General features: G+C 58.3%; 18 protein-coding genes. 3 read left to right on the top strand and 15 right to left on the bottom strand.

From position 1 onward, the window contains the following. The first annotated feature begins 237 nt into the window (after positions 1 to 237). Positions 238 to 789: a lipoprotein gene (locus G5380_RS08240; protein WP_216953405.1), complete on the top strand. Its 552-nt coding sequence runs from the start codon at positions 238 to 240 to the stop codon at positions 787 to 789. 199 nt (positions 790 to 988) lie between these two features. Next, positions 989 to 2,986: a hypothetical protein gene (locus G5380_RS08245; RefSeq protein WP_421258177.1), complete on the top strand. Its 1,998-nt coding sequence runs from the start codon at positions 989 to 991 to the stop codon at positions 2,984 to 2,986. An 84-nt stretch (positions 2,987 to 3,070) separates the two neighbouring features. Here the strand turns inward: G5380_RS08245 and glgC are convergent, their stop codons facing one another. Beyond that, positions 3,071 to 4,345 (bottom strand): glucose-1-phosphate adenylyltransferase, encoded by a 1,275-nt coding sequence (gene glgC / locus G5380_RS08250; RefSeq protein ID WP_227342601.1) that lies wholly within the window; start codon positions 4,343 to 4,345, stop codon positions 3,071 to 3,073. Between the two features lie 189 nt (positions 4,346 to 4,534). On the opposite strand from glgC, the gene G5380_RS08255 reads away from it, so the two are divergent. After that, complete coding sequence (locus G5380_RS08255; protein ID WP_421209174.1) at positions 4,535 to 6,175, top strand: EAL domain-containing protein; 1,641 nt, start codon at positions 4,535 to 4,537, stop codon at positions 6,173 to 6,175. Here G5380_RS08255 and G5380_RS08260 read toward each other — a convergent pair. The 14 genes from G5380_RS08260 to lrp form a co-directional block, all read right to left on the bottom strand. Then, a complete protein-coding gene (locus tag G5380_RS08260) occupies positions 6,138 to 6,632 on the bottom strand; it encodes a hypothetical protein (protein WP_265783649.1) in 495 nt (164 codons plus the stop codon). The two genes, G5380_RS08255 and G5380_RS08260, sit on opposite strands and share 38 nt — an antisense overlap. A 175-nt stretch (positions 6,633 to 6,807) precedes the next feature. Beyond that, positions 6,808 to 7,170 (bottom strand): DUF2750 domain-containing protein, encoded by a 363-nt coding sequence (locus G5380_RS08265; RefSeq protein ID WP_005337077.1) that lies wholly within the window; start codon positions 7,168 to 7,170, stop codon positions 6,808 to 6,810. 179 nt (positions 7,171 to 7,349) lie between these two features. Then, positions 7,350 to 8,654, bottom strand: a complete 1,305-nt coding sequence (locus tag G5380_RS08270; protein WP_216953402.1) for an inosine/guanosine kinase — start codon at positions 8,652 to 8,654, stop codon at positions 7,350 to 7,352. Between the two features lie 186 nt (positions 8,655 to 8,840). After that, positions 8,841 to 9,233: an MAPEG family protein gene (locus G5380_RS08275; protein WP_421312692.1), complete on the bottom strand. Its 393-nt coding sequence runs from the start codon at positions 9,231 to 9,233 to the stop codon at positions 8,841 to 8,843. Positions 9,234 to 9,267: 34 nt separating this feature from the next. Next, positions 9,268 to 10,242 carry a ferrochelatase gene (gene hemH / locus G5380_RS08280; RefSeq protein WP_421352635.1) on the bottom strand — a complete coding sequence of 325 codons (975 nt, stop codon included), beginning with the start codon at positions 10,240 to 10,242 and terminating at the stop codon, positions 9,268 to 9,270. Between the two features lie 98 nt (positions 10,243 to 10,340). Then, a complete protein-coding gene (gene adk, locus G5380_RS08285) occupies positions 10,341 to 10,985 on the bottom strand; it encodes an adenylate kinase (RefSeq protein ID WP_005337083.1) in 645 nt (214 codons plus the stop codon). 303 nt (positions 10,986 to 11,288) lie between these two features. After that, positions 11,289 to 12,047, bottom strand: a complete 759-nt coding sequence (gene miaE / locus G5380_RS08290; protein ID WP_005346385.1) for a tRNA isopentenyl-2-thiomethyl-A-37 hydroxylase MiaE — start codon at positions 12,045 to 12,047, stop codon at positions 11,289 to 11,291. 205 nt (positions 12,048 to 12,252) lie between these two features. Beyond that, positions 12,253 to 13,773, bottom strand: coding sequence for an amidophosphoribosyltransferase (gene purF, locus G5380_RS08295; protein ID WP_005351229.1), 1,521 nt, complete (start codon positions 13,771 to 13,773; stop codon positions 12,253 to 12,255). Positions 13,774 to 13,794: 21 nt separating this feature from the next. Continuing rightward, positions 13,795 to 14,283, bottom strand: a complete 489-nt coding sequence (locus G5380_RS08300; RefSeq protein ID WP_005337086.1) for a CvpA family protein — start codon at positions 14,281 to 14,283, stop codon at positions 13,795 to 13,797. A 188-nt stretch (positions 14,284 to 14,471) separates the two neighbouring features. Next, positions 14,472 to 15,767, bottom strand: coding sequence for a serine--tRNA ligase (gene serS, locus G5380_RS08305; RefSeq protein ID WP_421209171.1), 1,296 nt, complete (start codon positions 15,765 to 15,767; stop codon positions 14,472 to 14,474). A 287-nt stretch (positions 15,768 to 16,054) separates the two neighbouring features. After that, positions 16,055 to 17,392 carry a replication-associated recombination protein A gene (locus G5380_RS08310; protein ID WP_421249486.1) on the bottom strand — a complete coding sequence of 446 codons (1,338 nt, stop codon included), beginning with the start codon at positions 17,390 to 17,392 and terminating at the stop codon, positions 16,055 to 16,057. Beyond that, on the bottom strand, positions 17,392 to 18,000 hold the full coding sequence (gene lolA, locus G5380_RS08315) for an outer membrane lipoprotein chaperone LolA (protein WP_421209180.1): 609 nt from the start codon (positions 17,998 to 18,000) through the stop codon (positions 17,392 to 17,394). Before lolA ends, G5380_RS08310 begins: the two co-directional genes overlap by 1 nt. A gap of 80 nt (positions 18,001 to 18,080) precedes the next feature. After that, a complete protein-coding gene (locus G5380_RS08320; protein ID WP_421352636.1) occupies positions 18,081 to 20,597 on the bottom strand; it encodes a DNA translocase FtsK 4TM domain-containing protein in 2,517 nt (838 codons plus the stop codon). 202 nt (positions 20,598 to 20,799) lie between these two features. Further along, the gene (gene lrp, locus G5380_RS08325) at positions 20,800 to 21,291 is read right to left on the bottom strand and encodes a leucine-responsive transcriptional regulator Lrp (protein WP_005300047.1); all 492 of its coding nucleotides are present in this window, start codon (positions 21,289 to 21,291) and stop codon (positions 20,800 to 20,802) included. Positions 21,292 to 21,435 lie beyond the last annotated feature (144 nt).

A 21,435-nucleotide genomic window follows, 5' to 3' on the forward strand; every position in this document is an offset into this window, starting at 1 on the left:
CCTCGTTCTCTTTGCTCTTCTCGCTCTCTGTGCTCTTCTCTCTGCTTAAGGCGTAGACCTACGCCCGCAGCCAACAGCTCAGCCCTATTCCGCTCACTCGTCGATGATGAACCCGGCGGTTGCCAAAAAACAATCGGGAATGCAGCAACTCCGTGATTTCCCACGGTATGAGGCTCTCATTCCACGCCCGTTATCGCGTAAGATAGCGCCATCATAGTTGCCCAAGCGGAATCCATCATGTTGAAACAGTTGTTGTTACTCCCCCTCGCCCTGCTGCTGGGGGCCTGCTCCCTGACCCAGTACAATGTCAGCGAGGCCGAAATCAACCAGTACCTCAAAGATCAGGTCTCTTTTGAAAAACAGCTGGGGATCCCCGGCATCATGTCGAGCAAGATCCGTCTGGATGAGATGCAGAGCCGTATCGGCCGCAAACAAGCGGATCGCATCGAGCTGGATGCCGCTGGCGACCTGCAGGTGAGCAGCCCCCTTGGCAGCCAGCAGATGAAGATCCGCTTTGCCCTGAGTGCCCGCCCCGACTATGTGGCCGATCAGGGCGCCATCTATCTGCGCGACCTTGAACTGATCTCGGTCAAGACCGAGCCGGCCGATATCGGGGCCGCCCTCACCCCACTGCTGCCCACCTTCAATCAGTCGCTCTCCCTGTTCCTGTCGCAGACCCCGGTCTACCGCCTCGACAGCAGCCGCAAGAACGAAGCCAGGATCAAGGACAAGGTTGAAGCCCTCAAGGTAGAGCCGGGCCGTCTGGTCATCCCGTTCAAGCTGCTCTGATCACCGCCGCACTGGCACTTTCATCGCAATAAACAGATAACCGCCCTCTTCGACAACGCACATCCGGTTTAACGTGCAGCCGAATGGGGCGGTTTTTTACTTCTCAAGTCCCCTCCAACACAGCATAATGCAGACCATTCTCATTTAGATTCGTCATGAGAAGCGTCAATAATAAAACCAACCAATGGTGAGAAGGGACATGAGAAAAACCGTACTGGTTCAGGCGATCGCCTGCGCACTGATCAGCGGCGCCGCACACGCTGCCGTCAAGGTCGAAGACAAGACATTCAATACCGCCGCCAACATGCTGGCCTATACCGAATTCGAGCTCTCTGGCGAGCCGCTAGCCGAAGCACTGGGGCTGGATCTGGATGTGCTGGATGCCAACCGTGCCGATGAACCAACTCCGTTCGACTTCGCTGCCGGCATCGAATCCTACGAATACTCCGAAGAGGCGATGTACGCCCTCAACTACCAATCCGGCATGGGCCCACATCTGGTGAACGGGCCGCAAAACCTGGCCCGTGGTGGCACCATGGCCTCTCTGGGGCAACGGGTGCTGGCCATGGCCGATGCGGTCGGCTTCCCGGCCGATGAAGTGCCGCAAGGCATGTATCCCCTCTCCCTGCCCTACGCCTCCGCCAATCCAGAGTTTGCCCAGGCCGTCAACGCCACTCCGGTCAATGGCGATCAGATCACCATCAAGACCGCCAAAGGGACCGAGAAAACCGTCAAGACCCAGGTGCCCGCCTACTTCCGCGACTACAGCACCCTGCGCTGGAGCGGCAGCGACAACCTGCTGGTGCCCGCAGCGGTGGGCGGCATCCTGCTCAAAGAGGTGATGTGGTCCCAGGACTTCCTCGGCGGCATGCACGTAGCCGAAACCGATGAAGAGGTAGAAGCCGCCTCCGCCACCATGGATCAGGATGGCAAGCACAAGCTGGGCGTCTCTGCCGCCGATGGCTTCAATGGCATGATGCTGACCGAGCAGTCCATCGACAAGCTGGCCATCATGCAGAACCAGCTTGGCTTCGATGGCAAGCAACTGGGCGCCAGGATCACCCCGCAGTACGATCCGGCCAAGGGCGTTGTCTACTTCCCCCATCAGGTGAAAGTGACCGAAACCAGCAACAACGATGCCGGGGCCATCGGCAAGCTGGAGGTGGTGGATGGCTCCGCCCAGCTGCGCGATGCCTGGATGATGCTGTGGCCGCTCTCCGAGTTCTATGCTTTCAGCGATCAGCGCAGCGCCAACACCAACCAGAACCCAGCCTTCCACGCCGTGTTTGACGGCGCACCGTTTGCCGCCGCACCGGCTGCCAACAAGGCCAATGACCTGGGCAAAGCCGTTGCGGGCAGCGATGCCTTCTCGCTGGCGATCAATCTCTCAAACCTCACCTTCAAGAACCTGGCGGCCCTGCACTTTGATGCCAAGGCTGGCACCCTGGTCGACAGCTGGCAGGCAGGCAAACAGGGCAAGCACGTCACCACCTTTGACGCCGCTTACGCACTGGTCGCCCTGCAGATCTTCCAGCGCGCTCAGGACGCGCTGCCGGTCGGTTACGCCGCCGGTGACAATGGCGAGCTGAACCTCAAGACCAAGCAGGGTCAAGAGGCGCTCGACTTGATCCGCAAGCAGGCCGATTTCATCCTTGCCAACCTCAAGGGCAAAAATGGTCTGGTGCATGACGGCATAACCCTGGGTGGCAAGCTCGATGCCGGCTACTCCATCGATGCGCAGTTCGCCGCTATCCGCGGTCTGACGGCCGCCTTCCTCGCTACCTCCGATGCCAAGTACCGCACCGCCGCCCGCGAGCTGTTTGTCGCTGCCGACAAGGCCTACTTCAATGCCAAGGCGGGCACCTGGCTGGCGGGTAAACAGGGTGAATACACTCCCTGGACCCAGGCGGCCATCTCTGGCGCCCTGCGCTCTGCCATGCTGAACCTGCGCAACGAAGGTGCCGAGAAGGCGCCCGAGCTGGAGCTGGCCAAACTGACCGGTCAGTACGTCAGCTGGTTCCGTGGCACCGTCAATGGTGGCATGCAGATGGCCGAGTGGATCGGCGACTCCGGCGAGAACATCATCGAAGGTGCCGGCAGCGATACCGATGAAGATGGCGTACCGCAAGTGACCGCCGCCGGTGGCAAGCACGGCACCGCCATGGTGATGGCCGCCAAAGCGGTGGTTAGCGAATAATCTTCGCCATTCACCAGCATGAAAAAGGGAGCCAAATTGGCTCCCTTTGCATTACAGCGTCTGATACAATTTCAAGGGCTTTCCTCAAACCAGCTTGTCCAGCATCTCTTTGGTCACCAGCACAATTCCCTGTTCGGAGCGGTAGAAGCGGCGGCTATCCTCATCGGCGTTTTCACCCACCACCAACCCATCTGGCAGCACACATCCCTTGTCCACCACCACCCGGCGCAGACGGCAACCGGCGCCGATCTCGACCCCGGGGAAGATGATGGCCTGATCCAGGGTACAGAAAGAGTGCACCCGCACATTGGTAAAGAGCACCGAGTTGAGCACGAACGACCCGCTGACAATGGTCCCGCCCGCAAACATGGAGTTGATGGTCATGCCGTGCTGGCCATTGCGGTCCTGCACAAACTTGGCCGGAGGCGTCAGGGTCTGGCTGGTCCAGATAGGCCAGTTCTGATCGTAGATATCGAGCTCGGGCAGCACGGAGGCGAGATCCATGTTCGCTTCCCAGAACGAGTCCAGCGTACCCACGTCACGCCAGTAGGGCTTTTGCCCCTCGCGCGCGCCGACACAGGACATGTTGAAGGGGTGAGCAAATGCCAGCCCCTCCTCCACGATGCGGGGAATCACATCCATCCCGAAGTCGTGTTTGGAGTCCTGATTGTGAATGTCCTCCTCCAGCAGTTGGTAGAGGTACTCCGCCTCGAAGATATAGATCCCCATGGAGGCCAGCGAGCGATCTTCGCAACCCGGCATGGCGGGCGGATTGGCCGGTTTTTCGACGAAGGCGCGGATCTTGCGCTGCTCGTCAATATCCATGATGCCGAAAGCAGAGGCCTCGGCCCGCGGCACTTCGATGCAGGCTACCGTCACCTTGGCGCCAAGGCGCACATGGTCGAGCAGCATGGCGGCGTAATCCATCTTGTAGATGTGATCCCCTGCCAGCACCACCAGGTATTTGGGGCCATAGTCACGGATGATATCGACGTTCTGATAGATGGCATCGGCGGTACCGCGATACCAGTGCACCTCGTCCACCCGTTGCTGGGCAGGGAGCAGGTCGATGAATTCGTTCATCTGGTAACGCAGGAAGGACCAGCCCGATTGCAGGTGACGCAGCAGGCTGTGAGATTTGTATTGGGTGACTACACCAACCCGGCGGATCCCCGAGTTGATACAGTTGGAGAGCACAAAGTCGATGATCCGGAATTTGCCACCGAAATGGACGGCAGGCTTGGCTCGGTTGTCAGTCAACTGCTTTAGGCGACTGCCACGTCCACCTGCCAGCACCAGTGCCATACTCTGGTTCAACAATTGTCGTGCTTTGGCACTATTTTCTGGCTCTAACAACATGATTTACCTCTGCCTTGTTTGATCTGTTTTCAACTCATCTTCGCCTGTTTCGGTACCTGTGAAAGTGGTTTCACTCACATTTAACCGATTTCAATTGACCCTTTTCACCGAGTTGCGAGGAATAGCATGCTTTGCACCGCAAGCTTGGTTAAAATTCCCTCATAAAGCAGCCACTTCAAGGATAAAAAGATGGTTCACAAGCTTGGACGCCCCCTCTTCATGATCGCCACCATAGTGACCATACCCCTGCTGCTCCTGCAAGCAGTTTGGTTGGCCCTTCAGAGCACACCGCTCACTCTGACAGTTATTCTGGCCACCACACTGCTCGGCATGATCCTGTTGTTAATGCTGGCCATGCGCACCATGGACGGCATGGTCCAGCATCAGGAGCTCACCTGGGTCAAGGCCATCAGGAGCCGGGATCCCTCACTGCTTGATGAGCCCGCCTCCCGGGAAGTGCTGCAACAGCTGCTGGAGCAGTTCGAGAGTGCCGAACAGAGTGCCCATCGTCAGCTGACCGAACTGAGCAATCTGGCCACCACCGACGAGCTGACTCAACTACTCAACCGCCACGCCTTTCGCCGCGACATGACCGAGTTGCTGCAGCGGGATCAGGACACCCAGACCGCAAGTCTGGTGCTGATCCGCGCCACCGAGCTTGGCAAGATCAACGCCCAGCGCGGCTTCCAGTCTGGTGATGCCTACATCAAGGACATGGCGGCCCTTATCAAGCGGGTGGTGAGCCGCTTCCCGGGCAATCAGGTCTATCGCATTTCGGGGGCTGATTTCGCCGTGCTGGTGCAACCGGTGGCCAATATTCCCCCCCATCTGCTGGGACAGGATTTGAAAGTGGCTTTCGATCACTATCAGGCTCAACACGAGCTGGAGAGCACAGGTTACTCGGGGTTGACCAAGCTCAGCAGCGGCCAGAAAATCGAAGCCGTGCTGGCCAGGGCGGATTTGGCGCTGGCACGCGCCCAGACCGAAACCATCAATGGCTGGGCCATCCAGCAGGATGACAACGTCTCCGATCTGCAGGGACAGCATCACTGGCGCGAGGTGCTGACTGAAGTGCTGGCACAGGAGCGACTCAGCTTCACCTATCAGCCAATCCAGCCCCTGCACCGCAGCATGCTGGCCTACAACGAAATCTACACCCGTTTCAGCGGCAGCGATGGTACCGCCCTGCCCACCGACACCCTGTTTGCCATGGCCCAGCGGCTCGATATGGTGATGCGGCTGGAGCAACTGGTGATTGTTCATATAATGCGTCAATACCGGGCTTTTGGTGCCAATCAGAGTCGCTGGGGAGTCAATCTCTCCCCCAACCTGCTGCAAAACAGCGCCTTCCTGATCTGGCTTGACCGCCAGTTGCTCAAAGATCCCAATACCAGCGCCAATCTGGTGTTCGAGCTGGATGAAGAGCATCTGGAACGCAATCTGACCGGTGCCAAGCGGGTATTTGAACTGCTGCGCCGCAACGGCAGCCGCTCGGCGATCGCCAATTTCGGCAAGGGGATCGGCTCCTTTACCCTGTTTCGCGAGCTCAAGCCCGACTACATCAAGCTGGACCCTGCCCTTATTACCGGGCTGGAGCAGGATCAGACCAACCAGCAGTTTGTGCGGATGATCGTCGATGTATCACATCGGATGGGATGTCAGGTGATTGCTGAGGGGGTAGAACAGCTTGGCCAGAAACAGCTGCTGCAGGGGATGTACGTGGATGGCTTGCAGGGCTATCTGATCGCCCGGCCGCAACCGCTGCGACCGGATATCAGCCAGCTGGGGCTCTTTACTGAGGATGCTTCAGCTTCAACAGGGTCAGAATGATGTCATTGAGCTGGCGGTAACGCTCCAACTCCTTCTGATCGTAACGGGTCGCCAGTGTAGTAGGATTGTGGCGGTTTTTGAGGTAACGGTTGATCTGCAACCGGTTGAACCCCGCCACCTGATAGACCAGGCCAAGCAGGCTATTGAGCTCATCGTGCTCCAGACCGGCTCTGGCCAGATAGTCCCCATCGGCGGGACTCTCGGTCTGGTGGCTCCACTTGCCAATGCGACCACTCTCCTGCAGATAGCTGAGCCACTGCTCGATATAGAGCGGTTTGCACCCCGCCAACAGGTTGAAAAAGCCCACCGCATCGCAACGACAACCGCTCAGGAGCACGACCGCCAGCTGATCATCATCGCACTGGAAGGTCACTGGTCCGGCTTGCGCCCAATCCAGCGCCTGCACCCGAATGCTGGCCTTCTCACCCGCAGCTCCCGTTACGTCGAATACAAACATGGCGCTCCTCCCTTGGCAAAAGGTTGATGATGGACCATCCCCCTGACAGGTGCAAAGGCAAATCGGCTTTTAACTCATCAATCGGGCCATTCGACCATAAAAAAGACCGGCACCTTCGCGGATGCCGGTCTTTGTCCCGATGGCCTGTGCGTTCATGCCATCAATGGAGGCGCTTTCAGGCGTCCAGTTCAACCAGTGCCTTGGCCAGCTCGATGGGTTCGAGCTCCTGACCTTCCAGGTCGGCGTTCCAGTTCGGGCCAACCAGTACATCATCTTCATCCAGATCGTTGATCCAGATATCGAGAAACTCTTCCAGATCGATCACTTCCGGCTCGTAATCGGCCCACTCGTCAACACAGTGCAGACGAGCGTCCTCTTCGGCAGACCAGAGCGGCATCACGTCGGCATCTTCAAATTCGGCTGAGCGGCAGACAACCCAGTCTTCCCCATAGCGCAGTCCCCACACCTGACCCGACTCGCGGACTTGTTCGATAAACAGTTGGAAATTGGCGTCAAGATTGTCGTTAAGCATGCTCATGGGGTTCTCTCTTTCTTTCGGGTGCTGCGGCATTGTCGGGCGACAATACGATGGCCAAATGGTGTCGCAAAAGTGACATGGACTCAAGCATATTGGGGTTATTCCGGCAAAAAAGCCGGGATAACCCCCATTAGCCTGCAAAAACGCCTCCCGATGGAGGCGCCTTGCAGATTAGGAGATCAACGCTCCCAGTAAACCTCTTCCAGGCTGTCCTCTTTCTCCGGCAAACCGCGGGAGAGACGGGGACTGCTCTGGGCCAACACCTCGTAGCTGACGCGGTTGGCGTATTTGCACACCTGGGCCAGTGAGGAGTAAGTCAGGAACTCGGAGATGTGTTTGGCGGAGTTGGGCACATTCATCCGGTGATAGGAGTTGGCCACCATGTCGTGCAGCACGGCGGAAAGCGCGCCATCCCCTGCCCCGTTGGTGTTCTTGATCTTCTCCGGGCCACCCATGTACGGGGAGATGTGGGAGTAGATCCGGGTCGGTTTGCGGCACTTGGCGCGGGCCATCGGACGGCTGAACTCATACATGTTGAACTCGGGGATGACGCCCGGCAACAGGGTATGAGTGGTCTCGCGCTTGTAGTCCTCGTCGGTGTAGCTCGCCATGTAAAGACCGATGGGGCCTGCGGTACAGAGCACCATGTCGGCCCAATCGAGCGCCTTGTCGGCCGCACCGAGCGGATCTGCGATGCCGGTCAGGGCTTCACCTTCGTCTTCGTTCATCGCCAGCACAGTCACGTTCTCGGCAATGAAGTCGCGCCACCACTGGGGGTTTTCGTCGATGACGAAACGGGTGCCCAGGGTCAGCACCACGGGAATACCAGCCTCGCGGGCATAACGCACCGCGGTCATGGCCGCCTCTTTCATCGGATCACCATCGTCACCACGCACCAGATAGGCGGTGATCACCAGGGCAGATGCCCCTTTGATCACATCCTCCGGGATGTGCTGCACATCCAGCTGGTTCATCTTGCCGGCGTTGATGCCGAAGCTGCGCTCGCCGCACTCGGTGATGAAGGTGAAGCAACGACCGATGGGGCCATCCACCGGCTGCAGATAGTCCAGATTGACGCGGGAAGAGGTGTTGCACAGATAACGGTAGGCGTAGCAGCCGATGCGAATATCCTGACTCATCACACCCAGCAGGATGGAGTGGGAGTCGGCCAGTACCGAGTAGTTGTGTACCGTGTTGCCAATGGTGCCACCGGCAAACTCGCTCACTACCATGTTGTTGGCCTTGAGCTCGTCATAAATCCGTTCGGCTACATCGTCATTGATGACAACGGAGTGCCCCTTGCTCAGACCATAACGGGTCAGAAAGTCTTCATCCACATGGGCTTCAATATCAACCAGGGTCTGATCAATCCCGACCACGTAGGCTTTGCCCAGTTCGGTTAACAGGGGATTTTGCGGCACCAGGGGATCGCGTCTGTCGACAGGGAAGTAGTGTTTGGACTTGCGCTGACCGGGAAATTTCATGGCAATGTTCTGTGCTCTGGGGGAAAGAGGGGCGGGATTTTAACACAATCCGCCGCCCCGAAAAGTCGCCCTGTTTAAATAATGGAGTCAGTATAGACAAGGCTTGCAAGGAAAAACGTTTGCCTTTTCACCATAAAAAAACCACCCTGCCCGGGGTGGTTCCATAGCATGCAAAAGCGTCGGTTTTCAGGTGGCCGCCATGCCCTGCAACAGAGCCAGCAGCGAGAAGAGGCCGAGGGCGAGCCAGAACAGCAAGGTGCCCAGAAAACGGGGCACATTGGGGGCTTTGGGGATCTGGATGCCGATGGCATGCAGGAGGCGGCCAACCAACAGCATGGCGCCACCGGCATGCAGCCAGAGCGCACCGGCACCGGAGAGCTCGCACAGCGCCATCAGCAGCAGGGTCAGCGGCACATACTCGGCAAAATTACCGTGGGCCCGGATCGCCGCCAGCAGCTCGGGGGCCTCCCCCTGTCCTATCATCACCCCGAACTGGGCGCGGCGTTTGACCACCCAGAAGGAGAGCCCTAGAAACAGCAGCCCAAGCAGGCCTGCGTAGATCAGCGTGATATGTACCATGACTCGACTCCTTGTTTGACTGACTGTCGGTCACTCATGCCAATTCGCGGCAGATGAGCGAGACCATCATCCTGATGTGGGCCTGATCGCTGTTGAGGGCCGGAATATATTCAAACCGCTCGCCACCGGCCTCCATGAAGATCTCCCGATTCTGTACCTGAATTTCCTCAAGGGTTTCGAGGCAGTCGGCAGCAAAGGCAGGACAAATTACATCGAGCCGCTTGATGCCCGCTGCAGGCATACCGGCGATGGTCACGTCTGTGTAGGGCTTGAGCCACTCCTCCTTGCCAAAGCGGGACTGGAAGCTGGCCGTCCACTGCCCGGCCTCCAGCCCGAGCACCTCGGCCAGCAAGCTGGCGGTATGGCGACACTGGTGACCATAGGGGTCCCCTTCGTTCTCGTAGCGCTCGGGAATACCGTGGAACGACATCAGCAGGTGATCACCCTGACCGTGCTGCTCCCAGTGACGGCGCACGCTCATGGCCAGCGCCTGAATGTATTCGGGATGGGCGTGATAATCACGAATAAGCCGCACCACCGGCAGATTGCGTTCTCTCTTCATCGCCTTGCCCCAGGCATCGAAGACCGAGGCGGTGGTACTGACCGAATATTGCGGATAGAGCGGCAACAGGATCACCCGGTTGACCCCTTTGGCCTTGAGCGCCTGCCAGCCATCATTCACTGACGGGGAACCATAGGTCATCGCCAGCTCCACCGGCACCTCAACCCCCTCCCGCTTGAGCTCCTGCTCCAGTGCGGCGCGCTGCTGCTTGCTTATCACCATCAGCGGCGAGCCCTGCTCGGTCCAGACCTGCTGATAGAGCTTGGCCACTTTGGGCGAGCGCGTCGGCAAGATGATGAAGTGGAGCAGCGGGCACCAGAGGTAGCGGGGCAGGTCAACCACACGGGGATCGTGGAGGAACTGGCTGAGGAACGCTTTGACGGCAGCGGTGGTCGGTGCGGCTGGGGTACCCAGATTGACCAGCAATATTCCGGTTTTCGTGGTCACGTTAGCTTCCTGTCTATCTGTCATTATGCAAAAAGGGCCCGACAGGACCCTTCTCTTTATTTATCTGATGGCACGGGAAACAGTGCCGGCAGCAAAGATCAGCCCAGAATGGTGGCAAGCTGCTTGCTGACCAGATCAACCGGCTGGGTGCCGTCGATCTTGACGTAACGGGTGTGGCCCGCTTCCGCCTCTTTGCCGTAGAAACCGATCAGCGGCGCGGTCTGCTGATGATATACATCCAGACGCTTGCGTACTGTGGTCTCTTCGTCGTCGGCGCGGATCACCAGATCTTCACCGGTCACGTCATCCTTGCCTTCCACTTTCGGCGGATTGAACACCACGTGGTAGGTACGGCCGGAGCCGGAGTGAACGCGACGGCCGCTCATGCGCTTGACGATCTCTTCGTCCGGCACATCGAACTCCAGTACGAAATCAACCACGACACCGGCGTCCTTCATGGCTTGCGCCTGGGGAATGGTGCGCGGGAAACCGTCCAACAGGAAGCCTTTGGCGCAGTCCGGCTGAGCGATGCGCTCTTTGACCAGACCGATGATGATGTCGTCAGAGACCAGCTGACCTGCGTCCATCACAGCTTTGGCTTTCAGACCGAGCTCGGTGCCCGCTTTGATCGCCGCACGCAGCATGTCGCCGGTGGAGATCTGGGGAATACCGTGTTTTTCCATGATGAACTGAGCCTGGGTACCTTTGCCGGCGCCCGGAGCCCCCAACAGAACAATGCGCATACACGCTCCTATTGATTGGTTATTCAAATCTTGCGAAGGCAAAAAAGTACACGGTTTCGCCCGTTTCTACAAGGGTGAGCCACCTGAATGAGCACTTTATCACCACAATAACCGGCTGTTCGAACAGGATTTCATCGCAAGGGGAAGACGCAAAAATAGCCAGGGATTCAGCATAGAGCGCCAAAAGCAGGAAGGAGGTACGACAGAAAAAAAGATCCCGGCTCAGGGCCGGGAATTGCGCTCAAAAGTAACTACTTGTCGCTCGTAGTAGGAACAGGGCAATAGTAGTTTGCCCCCTGTGCGTCAACAACTGTCAGATGTGACAGGCAGGCCGCTATGAAACCGGAACTGGGGATCCGGCGAGCAGATTAGCTCGGCTTCCAGCTTGCCAAAGAAGGCCACCCGCTCGCTGATATCCTCCCCTGCGTACTGTTCGGCCAGGCTCAGGTAATCCTGATAGTGACGCGCTTCGGAGCGCAGCAAAGAGACATAGAAGCGGCTCAGCTCTTCGTCCAGATGGGGCGCCAGCTTGGCAAACCGCTCGCAGGAGCGGGCCTCGATATAGGCACCGATGATCATCTTGTCGACTATGGTGGCCGGTTCATGGGTGCGCACATGCTGCATCAACTGACGGGCATAGCGGGAGGCCGTCACCGGCCCGTATTCGATGCCGCGGGCCTGCATGATCTCCAGCACCTGCTCGAAGTGGTGCAGCTCCTCCTGAATGAGTCGCACCATGGGAAACAGCAGTGGATTGCGCTCCAGCTCGGCAAAGACGGTGCGATCAGACTCCCCCATGCTGCGTTTGCCCAGGATCTCGGCCTTCTCCGGAATGGCATCCAGCTCGCGATAGAACTCCAGCTTGGGCAGCAGATGGCGCTTGCCCTTGGGCAGGCAGTAGCGGCGCACCAGACTGTGGGCAGTGAGTGCGGCCTTGGTCTCGCAGTTGGCGTGATCGATGAGCAGGGTCGGCAAACGGGCCGGATCTCGCGCCATCTCCACCCACTCATCCGGGGTCTCGCACTGCAAAAACTGGCGCACTGGGGCTAGCAGATCATCCATCTGAACTCTCGTCTCTTAAAAGCGTATCGGTCATATATGTTGCCGCCTATGCTAGCGGATCCTGCTGGCCATGCCCATATCCGGCAAGATAAGCGGATGTTTTTCAAACAGATATCTCCTCCCCCTTCTGCCTGTGTGAGGCAAAAACGACAATGGGGGCAACAGGCCCCCATCTCGCTATCCCATCCGGCAAAACCGCAAACGTTTAACTTCCTTCGTTAAAAATTTCCAGATTGCTGGTGCCTTCCTGCCACTCACGCACCGCTTTGGTGTCATCGTTGCGCAGGGCATTGAGGTGATCCAGATAGGACTGATCCACGTCGGAGGTGACGTAGTGGCCATTGAACACCGAGGTCTCGAAGTGACGCAGATCCGGGTTGATCTCCCGTACGGCAGCTTCCAGATCTTCCAAATCCTGGAAAATCAGACCGTCAGCGCCAATCAGCTTGCACACCTCTTCCACTTCACGGCCGTGGGCGATCAGCTCGTTGGCGGTGGGCATATCGATGCCATAGACGTTGGGGAAGCGAATTTCCGGCGCCGCCGAGGCGAAGTAGACCTTGGCTGCCCCCGCTTCACGGGCCATCTGGATGATCTGCTCGGACGTGGTACCACGCACGATGGAATCATCCACCAGCAACACCTTCTTGCCCTTGAATTCGGAGCTGATGGCGTTGAGTTTGCGGCGCACTGACTTCTTGCGCTGGGTCTGGCCCGGCATGATGAAGGTACGGCCGATGTAGCGGTTCTTCACGAAGCCCTGACGGTATGGCAGATCCAGGGTGTGAGCGATCTCCAGCGCCACGTCACAGGAGGTTTCGGGGATGGGGATAACCACATCGACGTCGAGATCTTCCCACTCGCGGGCAATCTTCTGACCCAGCTTGCGACCCATGTTGAGGCGGGCGGCGTAGACCGAGACCTTGTCGATGCACGAATCGGGACGAGCGAAGTAGACATATTCGAAGATGCAGGAGCTCATCTGCGGGTTTTCCGCACACTGCTCGGAGAAGAGCTGGCCCTGCTCGGTGATGTAGATGGCTTCACCCGGCGCAATATCCCGCACCGTCTCGAAACCGATGGCGTCGAGCGCCACGCTCTCGGAGGCGAGCATGTACTCCACCTGGCCCTGCTCGTCCTGACGACGACCGAGGATCAGCGGGCGAATGCCGTTGGGATCGCGAAAACCGATGAGACCATGGCCAATCACCAGCGAGACCACCGCATAAGCACCGCGGATCTGCTGATGGGTTCTGCGCACCGCAGCGAAGATATCTTCGGGACGCAGGGCCATCTTGTCACAGCGATCCAGCTCGTGGGCCAGCACGTTCAGCAACACTTCCGAATCGGAGGTGGTGTTGATGTGACGACGGGCGACCTTGAACTGCTGCTCCTTGAGCTCCTTGGCGTTGGTGAGGTTGCCGTTATGGGCCAGCACCATGCCGTAGGGAGAGTTCACATAAAAAGGTTGGGCTTCAGCGGCACTTGAGCTGCCTGCGGTGGGATATCTGACATGACCTATGCCGATGTTCCCTTGCAAACGCTGCATGTGGCGCACTTCAAACACGTCCTTCACCAGGCCATTGGCCTTGCGTTGCCGGAAGTTTCCACTATCAATGGTCACGATCCCGGCGGCATCCTGTCCCCTGTGCTGCAACACCGTCAAGGCGTCGTAGAGGGCCTGATTGACGGGGGTGGTGCCAACTATACCGACAATACCACACATGTCTTTGCTACCTCGAAGTCACTATACCTGTTTAAGAAAACTGGATGAGTTCAACATGAACCCGAAAAACCACTGGATCACCGGCTTGAACTCCGGCACCAGCTTGGACGCCACCCACCAGTCGCTCTGGGAGAGGCTGGTGAAGGTATCCATGAAAAAAAGCAGGGCACTGACGATCAGCACCCCGCGAATTGCACCGAAGCAGACCCCCAGCACCCGATCGGTACCGGAGAGACCCGTCTTGTCCACCAACAGGCCCACCACATAGTTGACCACGCTGCCGAGGATCAGGGTCGCCACAAACAGGGCTGCGATGGCCAGACCGTTGCGAACCAGCGCATCGGAGAAGGAGGTGAAATAGACGGCGAGATCAGGATAGAAATGGCTGGCAATAAAGAAGGCGACGAACCAGGTGACAAGAGACATGGCCTCCTTGACGAAGCCGCGCACCAGACTGATGAGAGCAGAGAAACCGACGATGCCGATGATGGCGTAATCAATCCAGACCATAGAAAAAGATGTCCTGCGAAATTGCGGCGCAGTCTAACAAAAACGATTGCGCATTGCTTGATAAAAATGTGTTAACTGTTCAAAGCGGCGCCGAAAAGCTGCATTTTTTTCAGCACTAAAACGATTGTTCGGCGCCAGAATGCACAACGCCATGGCAATGCCATGGCGTTGTGGTCAGCTGCGTGAGCTTACCCGATGTGGGTCAGGCCACCCATGTAGGATTGCAGCGCGGCCGGAATGGCGATACGACCATCTGCCTGCTGGTAGTTCTCAAGCACAGCGACCAAGGTACGACCCACAGCCAGACCTGAGCCATTCAAGGTGTGAATGAGCTGCGGCTTGCCATCGACACGCACGCGAGCCTGCATGCGGCGCGCCTGGAAGTCGGTGCAGTTGGAGACAGAGGAGATCTCGCGGTAGGTGTTCTGGGCCGGCAGCCACACTTCCAGATCGTAGGTCTTGGCCGCGCAGAAGCCCATGTCACCGGTAGAGAGCGCCATCACGCGATACGGCAACTCCAGCAGTTGCAGCACCTTCTCGGCGTGACCCACCATCTCTTCCAGCGCTTCCCAGGATTTCTCCGGGTGAACCAGCTGTACCATCTCGACCTTGTCGAACTGGTGCATACGAATGAGACCACGGGTATCACGACCGTAGGAGCCCGCTTCGGAGCGGAAGCAGGGGCTGTGAGCGGTCATCTTGATCGGCAGCTCCTGCTCATCGAAGATCTCGTCGCGCGCCATGTTGGTAAGCGGCACTTCGGAAGTCGGGATCAGGGAGAACTTGCGCACCTTGCCCTCTTCTTCCCCTTCGCCGTCAATACCGGTATTGAACAGATCCTGGGAGAACTTCGGCAGCTGGCCGGTACCGTACAGGCTGTCCGGGTTGACCAGATAGGGCACGTAGCACTCGGTGTAACCGTGCTGCAGAGTGTGCAGATCCAGCATGAACTGGGCCAGGGCGCGGTGCAGACGGGCAATCTGGCCCTTCATCACCACGAAACGGGAACCGGAGAGCTTGACGCCGTTCTTGAAATCAACGCCCTTGGCCGCTTCGCCCAGATCGATGTGATCCCGTACCGGGAAGTCGAAGTGACGCGGGGTACCCCAACGGCGCACTTCCACGTTGTCGTTCTCGTCACGACCCACCGGGGTGGTTTCGCTCGGCAGGTTGGGGATGGCGTCGGCAATGGTTTTCAGCTCGGTCAGCAGCGCATCCAGCTCGACTTTGCTGGTTTCCAGCTCGTCATTGATCTTGGTCACCTCGGCCTTGAGCGGGCCAACATCTTCACCGCGACGGGCAGCCTCACCGATGGACTTGGAGCGGGCATTGCGCTCGGCCTGCAGCTCCTGGGTACGGGACTGCAGATCCTTGCGCTTCTCTTCCAGAGCATTGACAGCCGCTACGTCCAGAACGTAGCCACGTGTCGCCAGACGAGCGGCAGCTTCATCGATGTCGCTGCGCAGATATTTGGGATCCAGCATGGGTTACCTACTTTTTTAATAAGGGATCTGGGCCTGAGTCATCATGACGGGCTAAAAAACAGATCCGGAAGTTAACATCGGTTGGCCCCCGTCGCCTTGAGAGTCAGGCCTTCGAAATCAAGAAGATGGTATCAGGCCGAAACCAACGGGGTCAGAGGGGCAGTGTAGCAGACCGCCCCCCTGCCCGAACAGGGACTATTTGGGTCGTTTTTGCCGACTTGTGCGGTCAAACACCCCAATTATTCCGGTACTTGACCAATTTTCATTCTGCTGACAAACAAGCGGGGCTATCGGCCCCGTTTTTGCGAGCTCTGTCGATCCAGCTCGTGGAGATAATCGAGCTTCTGGCCGATCTGCTTTTCAAGGCCACGATCGGTAGGCTGATAGTACTGCTTGCCGGCAAGCTCGGGGGGGAAATACTCCTCCCCCGCAGCATAGGCGCCCGGCTCGTCATGGGCATAGCGATACTCGGCGCCATAGCCCAGATCGCTCATCAGCCGGGTCGGCGCATTGCGCAGGTGCACCGGCACCTCGAAGTCAGGGAGGTTTTTGGCATCATTGAGCGCTGCCTTCCAGGCGGTGTAGACCGCATTGCTCTTGGGGGCACAGGCGAGATAGACGATCGCCTGGGCGATAGCCCGCTCCCCTTCCGCCGGCCCGATCCGGTGGAAACAATCCCAGGCAGATAGAGCCACCTGCATGGCACGGGGATCGGCATTGCCCACATCTTCCGAGGCGATGGCCAGCAAGCGGCGGGCAATGTAGAGCGGATCGCAGCCGGCACTCACCATGCGGGCATACCAGTAGAGTGCCGCATCCGGTGCCGAGCCGCGGATAGATTTATGCACCGCCGAGATGAGGTCGTAGAAGTGATCCCCCCCCTTGTCGAAGCGGGCCACATGTTCCCCCGCTACGGCGGCAAGCAGCGCGCTGTCGATCACCCTCGCCCCTGTGCTGTCGGTTTCGGCCATGTCGGCCAACAGCTCCAAATAGTTGAGGGATTTACGCCCGTCCCCATCCACCGCCTTGGCCAGCGCCTCCTTCACCCCGGGGGCAAAGGTGAGCACCGGATCATTGAGACCACGGGGATCGGTCATCGCCTGATCGAGCATGGCGAGGATGTCGCTCTCCTCAAGTCGCTTGAGCAGATAGACCCGAGCACGGGAGAGCAGCGCGTTGTTGAGTTCGAACGAGGGGTTTTCGGTGGTGGCACCGATAAAGGTGATGGTGCCATCTTCGATATGAGGCAGGAACACATCCTGCTGACTCTTGTTGAAGCGGTGCACTTCATCCACGAAGAGGATGGTGCGCACCCCGCGCCAGCTGTTCTCTTTGGCCTTGTCGATGGCGGCGCGGATCTCCTTGATGCCTGAGGTCACTGCCGAGAGTCGCTCCACTTCCGCCTGACAGTAGTGAGCCACCAGCTCCGCCAGCGTGGTTTTACCGGTACCGGGTGGCCCCCACAGGATCATGGAGTGGCAGTGACCCGCCAGGATCGCTTTGCGCAGGGGCTTGTCAGCCCCCAGGATATGCTGCTGACCGATATACTGGTCGAGGTTTTGCGGCCGCATCCGGGCCGCCAGCGGACGAAAGTCCGAGGAGAAATCCAGCGACAGATTGCTCATCAGCGCTGATCATCCAGCTCGACCCCCTTCGGGATCTTGAAGACAAATTCGTTACCCTTGAGCACCGGCTTGCGGTTGAAGTTATTGAGGGTAAATTCGGTCCACTGCCCCTGCGCCTCTTTCACATCGAAGCGGCTGATGTTGTTGTCGCGATCGAAGGTTACACGGAAGGAGGCGATAAGCTCGCTCGGATCACGGCTGGTGACTGTGTAGACATCACCCTGCTGAGTCACGTCGTACTGCTTCCACAGTTTTTCGTCATTGCCGGTGATAAGCACGAAGGGGGTATTGAGCACCGCATCCTTCATTTTAAGGGCGGTGACCTGCTCGACGAAGGGATCATACACCCAGACATCCTTGCCATCAGCCACGATCAGGCTCTCGTCAGGCGCAGTGGTATGCCAATTGAAATGGTTTGGGCGCTGCACCAGCAGATCGCCGCTGGCGCGCTGCAGCTCCTTGCCCTTGCTGTCGTAGACAGTCTGGGAGAACTTGGCGGAGAAGAGGCTGACACTGGCCAGCTTCTGCTTGAGATCGCTGGCCGCGTCGGCCCACACCTGGCTGCTGGCAACCAGCAGCATGGATCCGATCAACAGCTGTTTTTTCATCATGCTTTTCATAACGACCATCTCGATAAAAGGCCACGCCCGTGAGGGGCATGGCCAGGATAACAGTAAAAGGGTGGGCCTTAGTCCCGCACCGGCGGCGGAGCCAGCACATCGCGCTGACCGTTGCCACCCGGGGCGCTCACAATGCCCTGATTTTCCATCTGCTCGATGAGACGAGCAGCCCGGTTGTAACCAATCTTGAACTTGCGCTGCACGCTGGAGGTCGAGCCACGGCGGGACTCCACCACGAAGGCAACCGCTTCGTCAAACAGGGGGTCGAGCTCTTCGTCGTCACTACCGCCATATTCGCCGCTGCCACCTTCACCACCAGATTCGCCCGAAAGAATCTCATCGATGTAGTTCGGCTCGCCGCGCAGTTTCCAGTCCGCCACCACCTTGTGTACCTCGTGGTCATCGACAAAGGCGCCGTGCACCCGGGTCGGGTTGGAAGTACCAGCCGGCATGTAGAGCATGTCACCCATGCCGAGCAGAGATTCGGCGCCGCCCTGATCGATGATGGTCCGGGAGTCAATCTTGCTCGACACCTGGAACGAAATCCGGGTCGGGATGTTGGCCTTGATAAGACCGGTAATGACATCCACCGACGGACGCTGGGTCGCCAGAATGAGGTGAATACCGGCGGCCCGTGCCTTCTGGGCGATACGGGCAATCAGCTCTTCCACCTTCTTGCCGACGATCATCATCATGTCGGCAAATTCGTCCACCACCACCACGATGTGGGGCAGTTTCTCCAGCTCCGGCGGCATCTGATCCATGGAGTCACCCGGGCGCCACAACGGATCCAGCAGGGGTTCCCCCTCCTCGATGGCAGCCAGCACCTTGTCGTTGTAGCCCTTGAGGTTGCGCACCCCGACTGCCGACATCAGCTTGTAACGGCGTTCCATCTCGCCCACACACCAGCGCAGGGCGTTGGCGGCATCCTTCATGTCGGTCACCACCTCGGTCAGCAGGTGCGGGATCCCTTCGTAGACCGAGAGTTCCAGCATCTTGGGGTCGATCATGATGAAGCGCAGATCATCGGGGGATGACTTGTAGAGCATCGAGATGATCATGGTGTTGACCCCCACCGACTTACCGGAACCTGTGGTACCGGCCACCAGCAGGTGCGGCATCTTGGCCAGGTTCACCACCACCGGCTCCCCTGCGATGTCCTGACCCAGGCCCATGGTGAGCGGGTTGCGGCTATCGCGGAACGCATCGCAGTCGAGGGTTTCGCGCAGGTAAACGGTCTGGCGCACCCGGTTGGGCAGCTCGATACCTACATAAGTCTTGCCGGGGATCACCTCAACCACTCGCACACTGCTGGCAGACAAGGAGCGGGCCAGATCGCGCGAGAGGTTGGTGATCTTGCTCGCCTTCATACCCGGCGCCAGATCCAGCTCGAAACGGGTAATGACCGGGCCCGGATAGACACCGACCACCTTGGCCTGCACGTTGTAGTCGGCAAGCTTGGCCTCCACCAGACGCCCCATGCGATCCAGCTCATCCTTGCTCATCATCTGGGTCTTGGCGGGTGGACGGTCGAGCAGCTCGATGCTAGGCAACGGCGGCATTGTTGACTGCGGACGACGCTTGGGCTTGGTCGGTGCAACGGCTACCGGCGCGGCAACCTCGTCGTCCCCTTCGGCCCAGGGCAGATCCAGATCGTCCTCATCATCGTCATCGGCCACAGCCAGTACCGGCTGGCGGCGACCATTGGCAGCCGCCACCGCACGTTTAGGCTTGGCAGCCGGAGCCGGCTCATCATCTTCATCATCAAACTGGGGATCGAACTCGAAGGTATCGTCGTCGAGTTCCGGCAGCCACTCTTCGGTGGCAGCCTTCTGATTTTTGGCCTTGGGCTTGCGCGTCCAGCTGGTGTGTGGCTCATCTTCCTCATCATCAAACGCGATGGCCCCTACCCCGCCTTCCAGCAAGGGATCCGGCCCCTCGTTGCGGGGTTGACGCCAGCCACCGGTCAGCCAGCGGCCGAGGGTGGTCGGGAAGTGGTAAACAGCGCTGACCGAACCGGTGCAGGCCGCGCCGATCTGCTCGACGATGGTGAGCCAGGACCAGCCGGTAAACAGGGTGATGCCGGTTGCCACGAAGCAGAGCAGCATCAGGTTGGCCCCGACGCCGCCAAACAGCGGCACCACTGCAGAAGCGATCACATCCCCCACCAGACCACCGGCGGAGAAGTTTTGCATATCGTTGAAGTTCATGCTGGCAATGGCCGACATACCGAGCACAGTCAGGATAAAGCCGATGATCCGCACCCCCAGGGTGAGGTAATCCACATCGAGCAGACGGCTCGGGCGCCAGAAGAGACTCCAGCCCAGCAGCACCACCAGCGGCGGCACCAGATAGGAGAAGGCACCAAAGGTAAACATGGTGATATCGGCGAGCCAGGCACCGGCACTACCGGCGAGGTTCTTCACCTCCCCTTGCCAGGAGGTCTGGGACCAGCCGGGATCAGCGGGATGATAGGACAACAGGGCAAGCAGAAGATAAGCAGCCATCAGGGTGATGGCGATCAAGACGGCTTCGAAGATCCGTTGTGTACCTGATAAAGGAGTAAACAGCTTTTTATCGGCCAAACTCCGGCTCCTTTCTGAAAACATGTAATGCAGGAAATAAGGGGGCCTAGTATCCCCGAAAAGCCCATCGATTGTCAGCCAGAGCCTGATGGGACGGGGCCATATTTGCAATTATCTTTACAAGAAGAAACGAGCGGACCGGCCGCTCGTTTCTGACTGTCATGGTGTCTCATATGGAAAAGATACCACGGCATAACCTGCTTTATCGGGTGCTGATCACCAGACGGCTGCTCTGCTTGACCTCTTCCATCACCACATAGGTGCGGGTGTCATTGACACCGGGCAGACGCAGCAGGGTTTCCCCCAACAGACGGCGGTAAGCCGACATGTCGCTGACTCGGGTCTTGAGCAGATAGTCGAAGTCACCGGAAACCAGATGACACTCCTGGATCTCTTCGAGTACCTGAACAGCCTTGTTGAACTGTTCAAACACATCAGGCGCCCCGCGATTGAGGGTTATCTCTACAAACACCAGCAGAGATGCGTCCAGATAATGAGGGTTCAGAATAGCGGCATATCCTTCGATATAACCTTGTCGCTCGAGGCGACGAACCCGTTCCAGACACGGTGTAGGACTCAGGCCAACTCGCTTGGACAACTCAACATTCGAAATCCTGCCATCCTTTTGCAGTTCATTAAGAATGTTGCGGTCAATCCTGTCCAAATCCTTTAGCCGACTCTTAGCTTCCATCATTTTATTCCATCCTTTGGCTATTTTTTGGTAAGAATCACCAGTCATTTTATAATTATGGTCACAAATCCTGTCAATACCTGAATATACTAGGCGCAAATGTTGGTTAACATTTTGGCAACATGAAACACCAATCTATAGACGAGG

Origin of the sequence: Aeromonas sp. 604443 (assembly GCF_049170315.1) — a bacterium.
Lineage (GTDB): Bacteria > Pseudomonadota > Gammaproteobacteria > Enterobacterales > Aeromonadaceae > Aeromonas > Aeromonas veronii_A.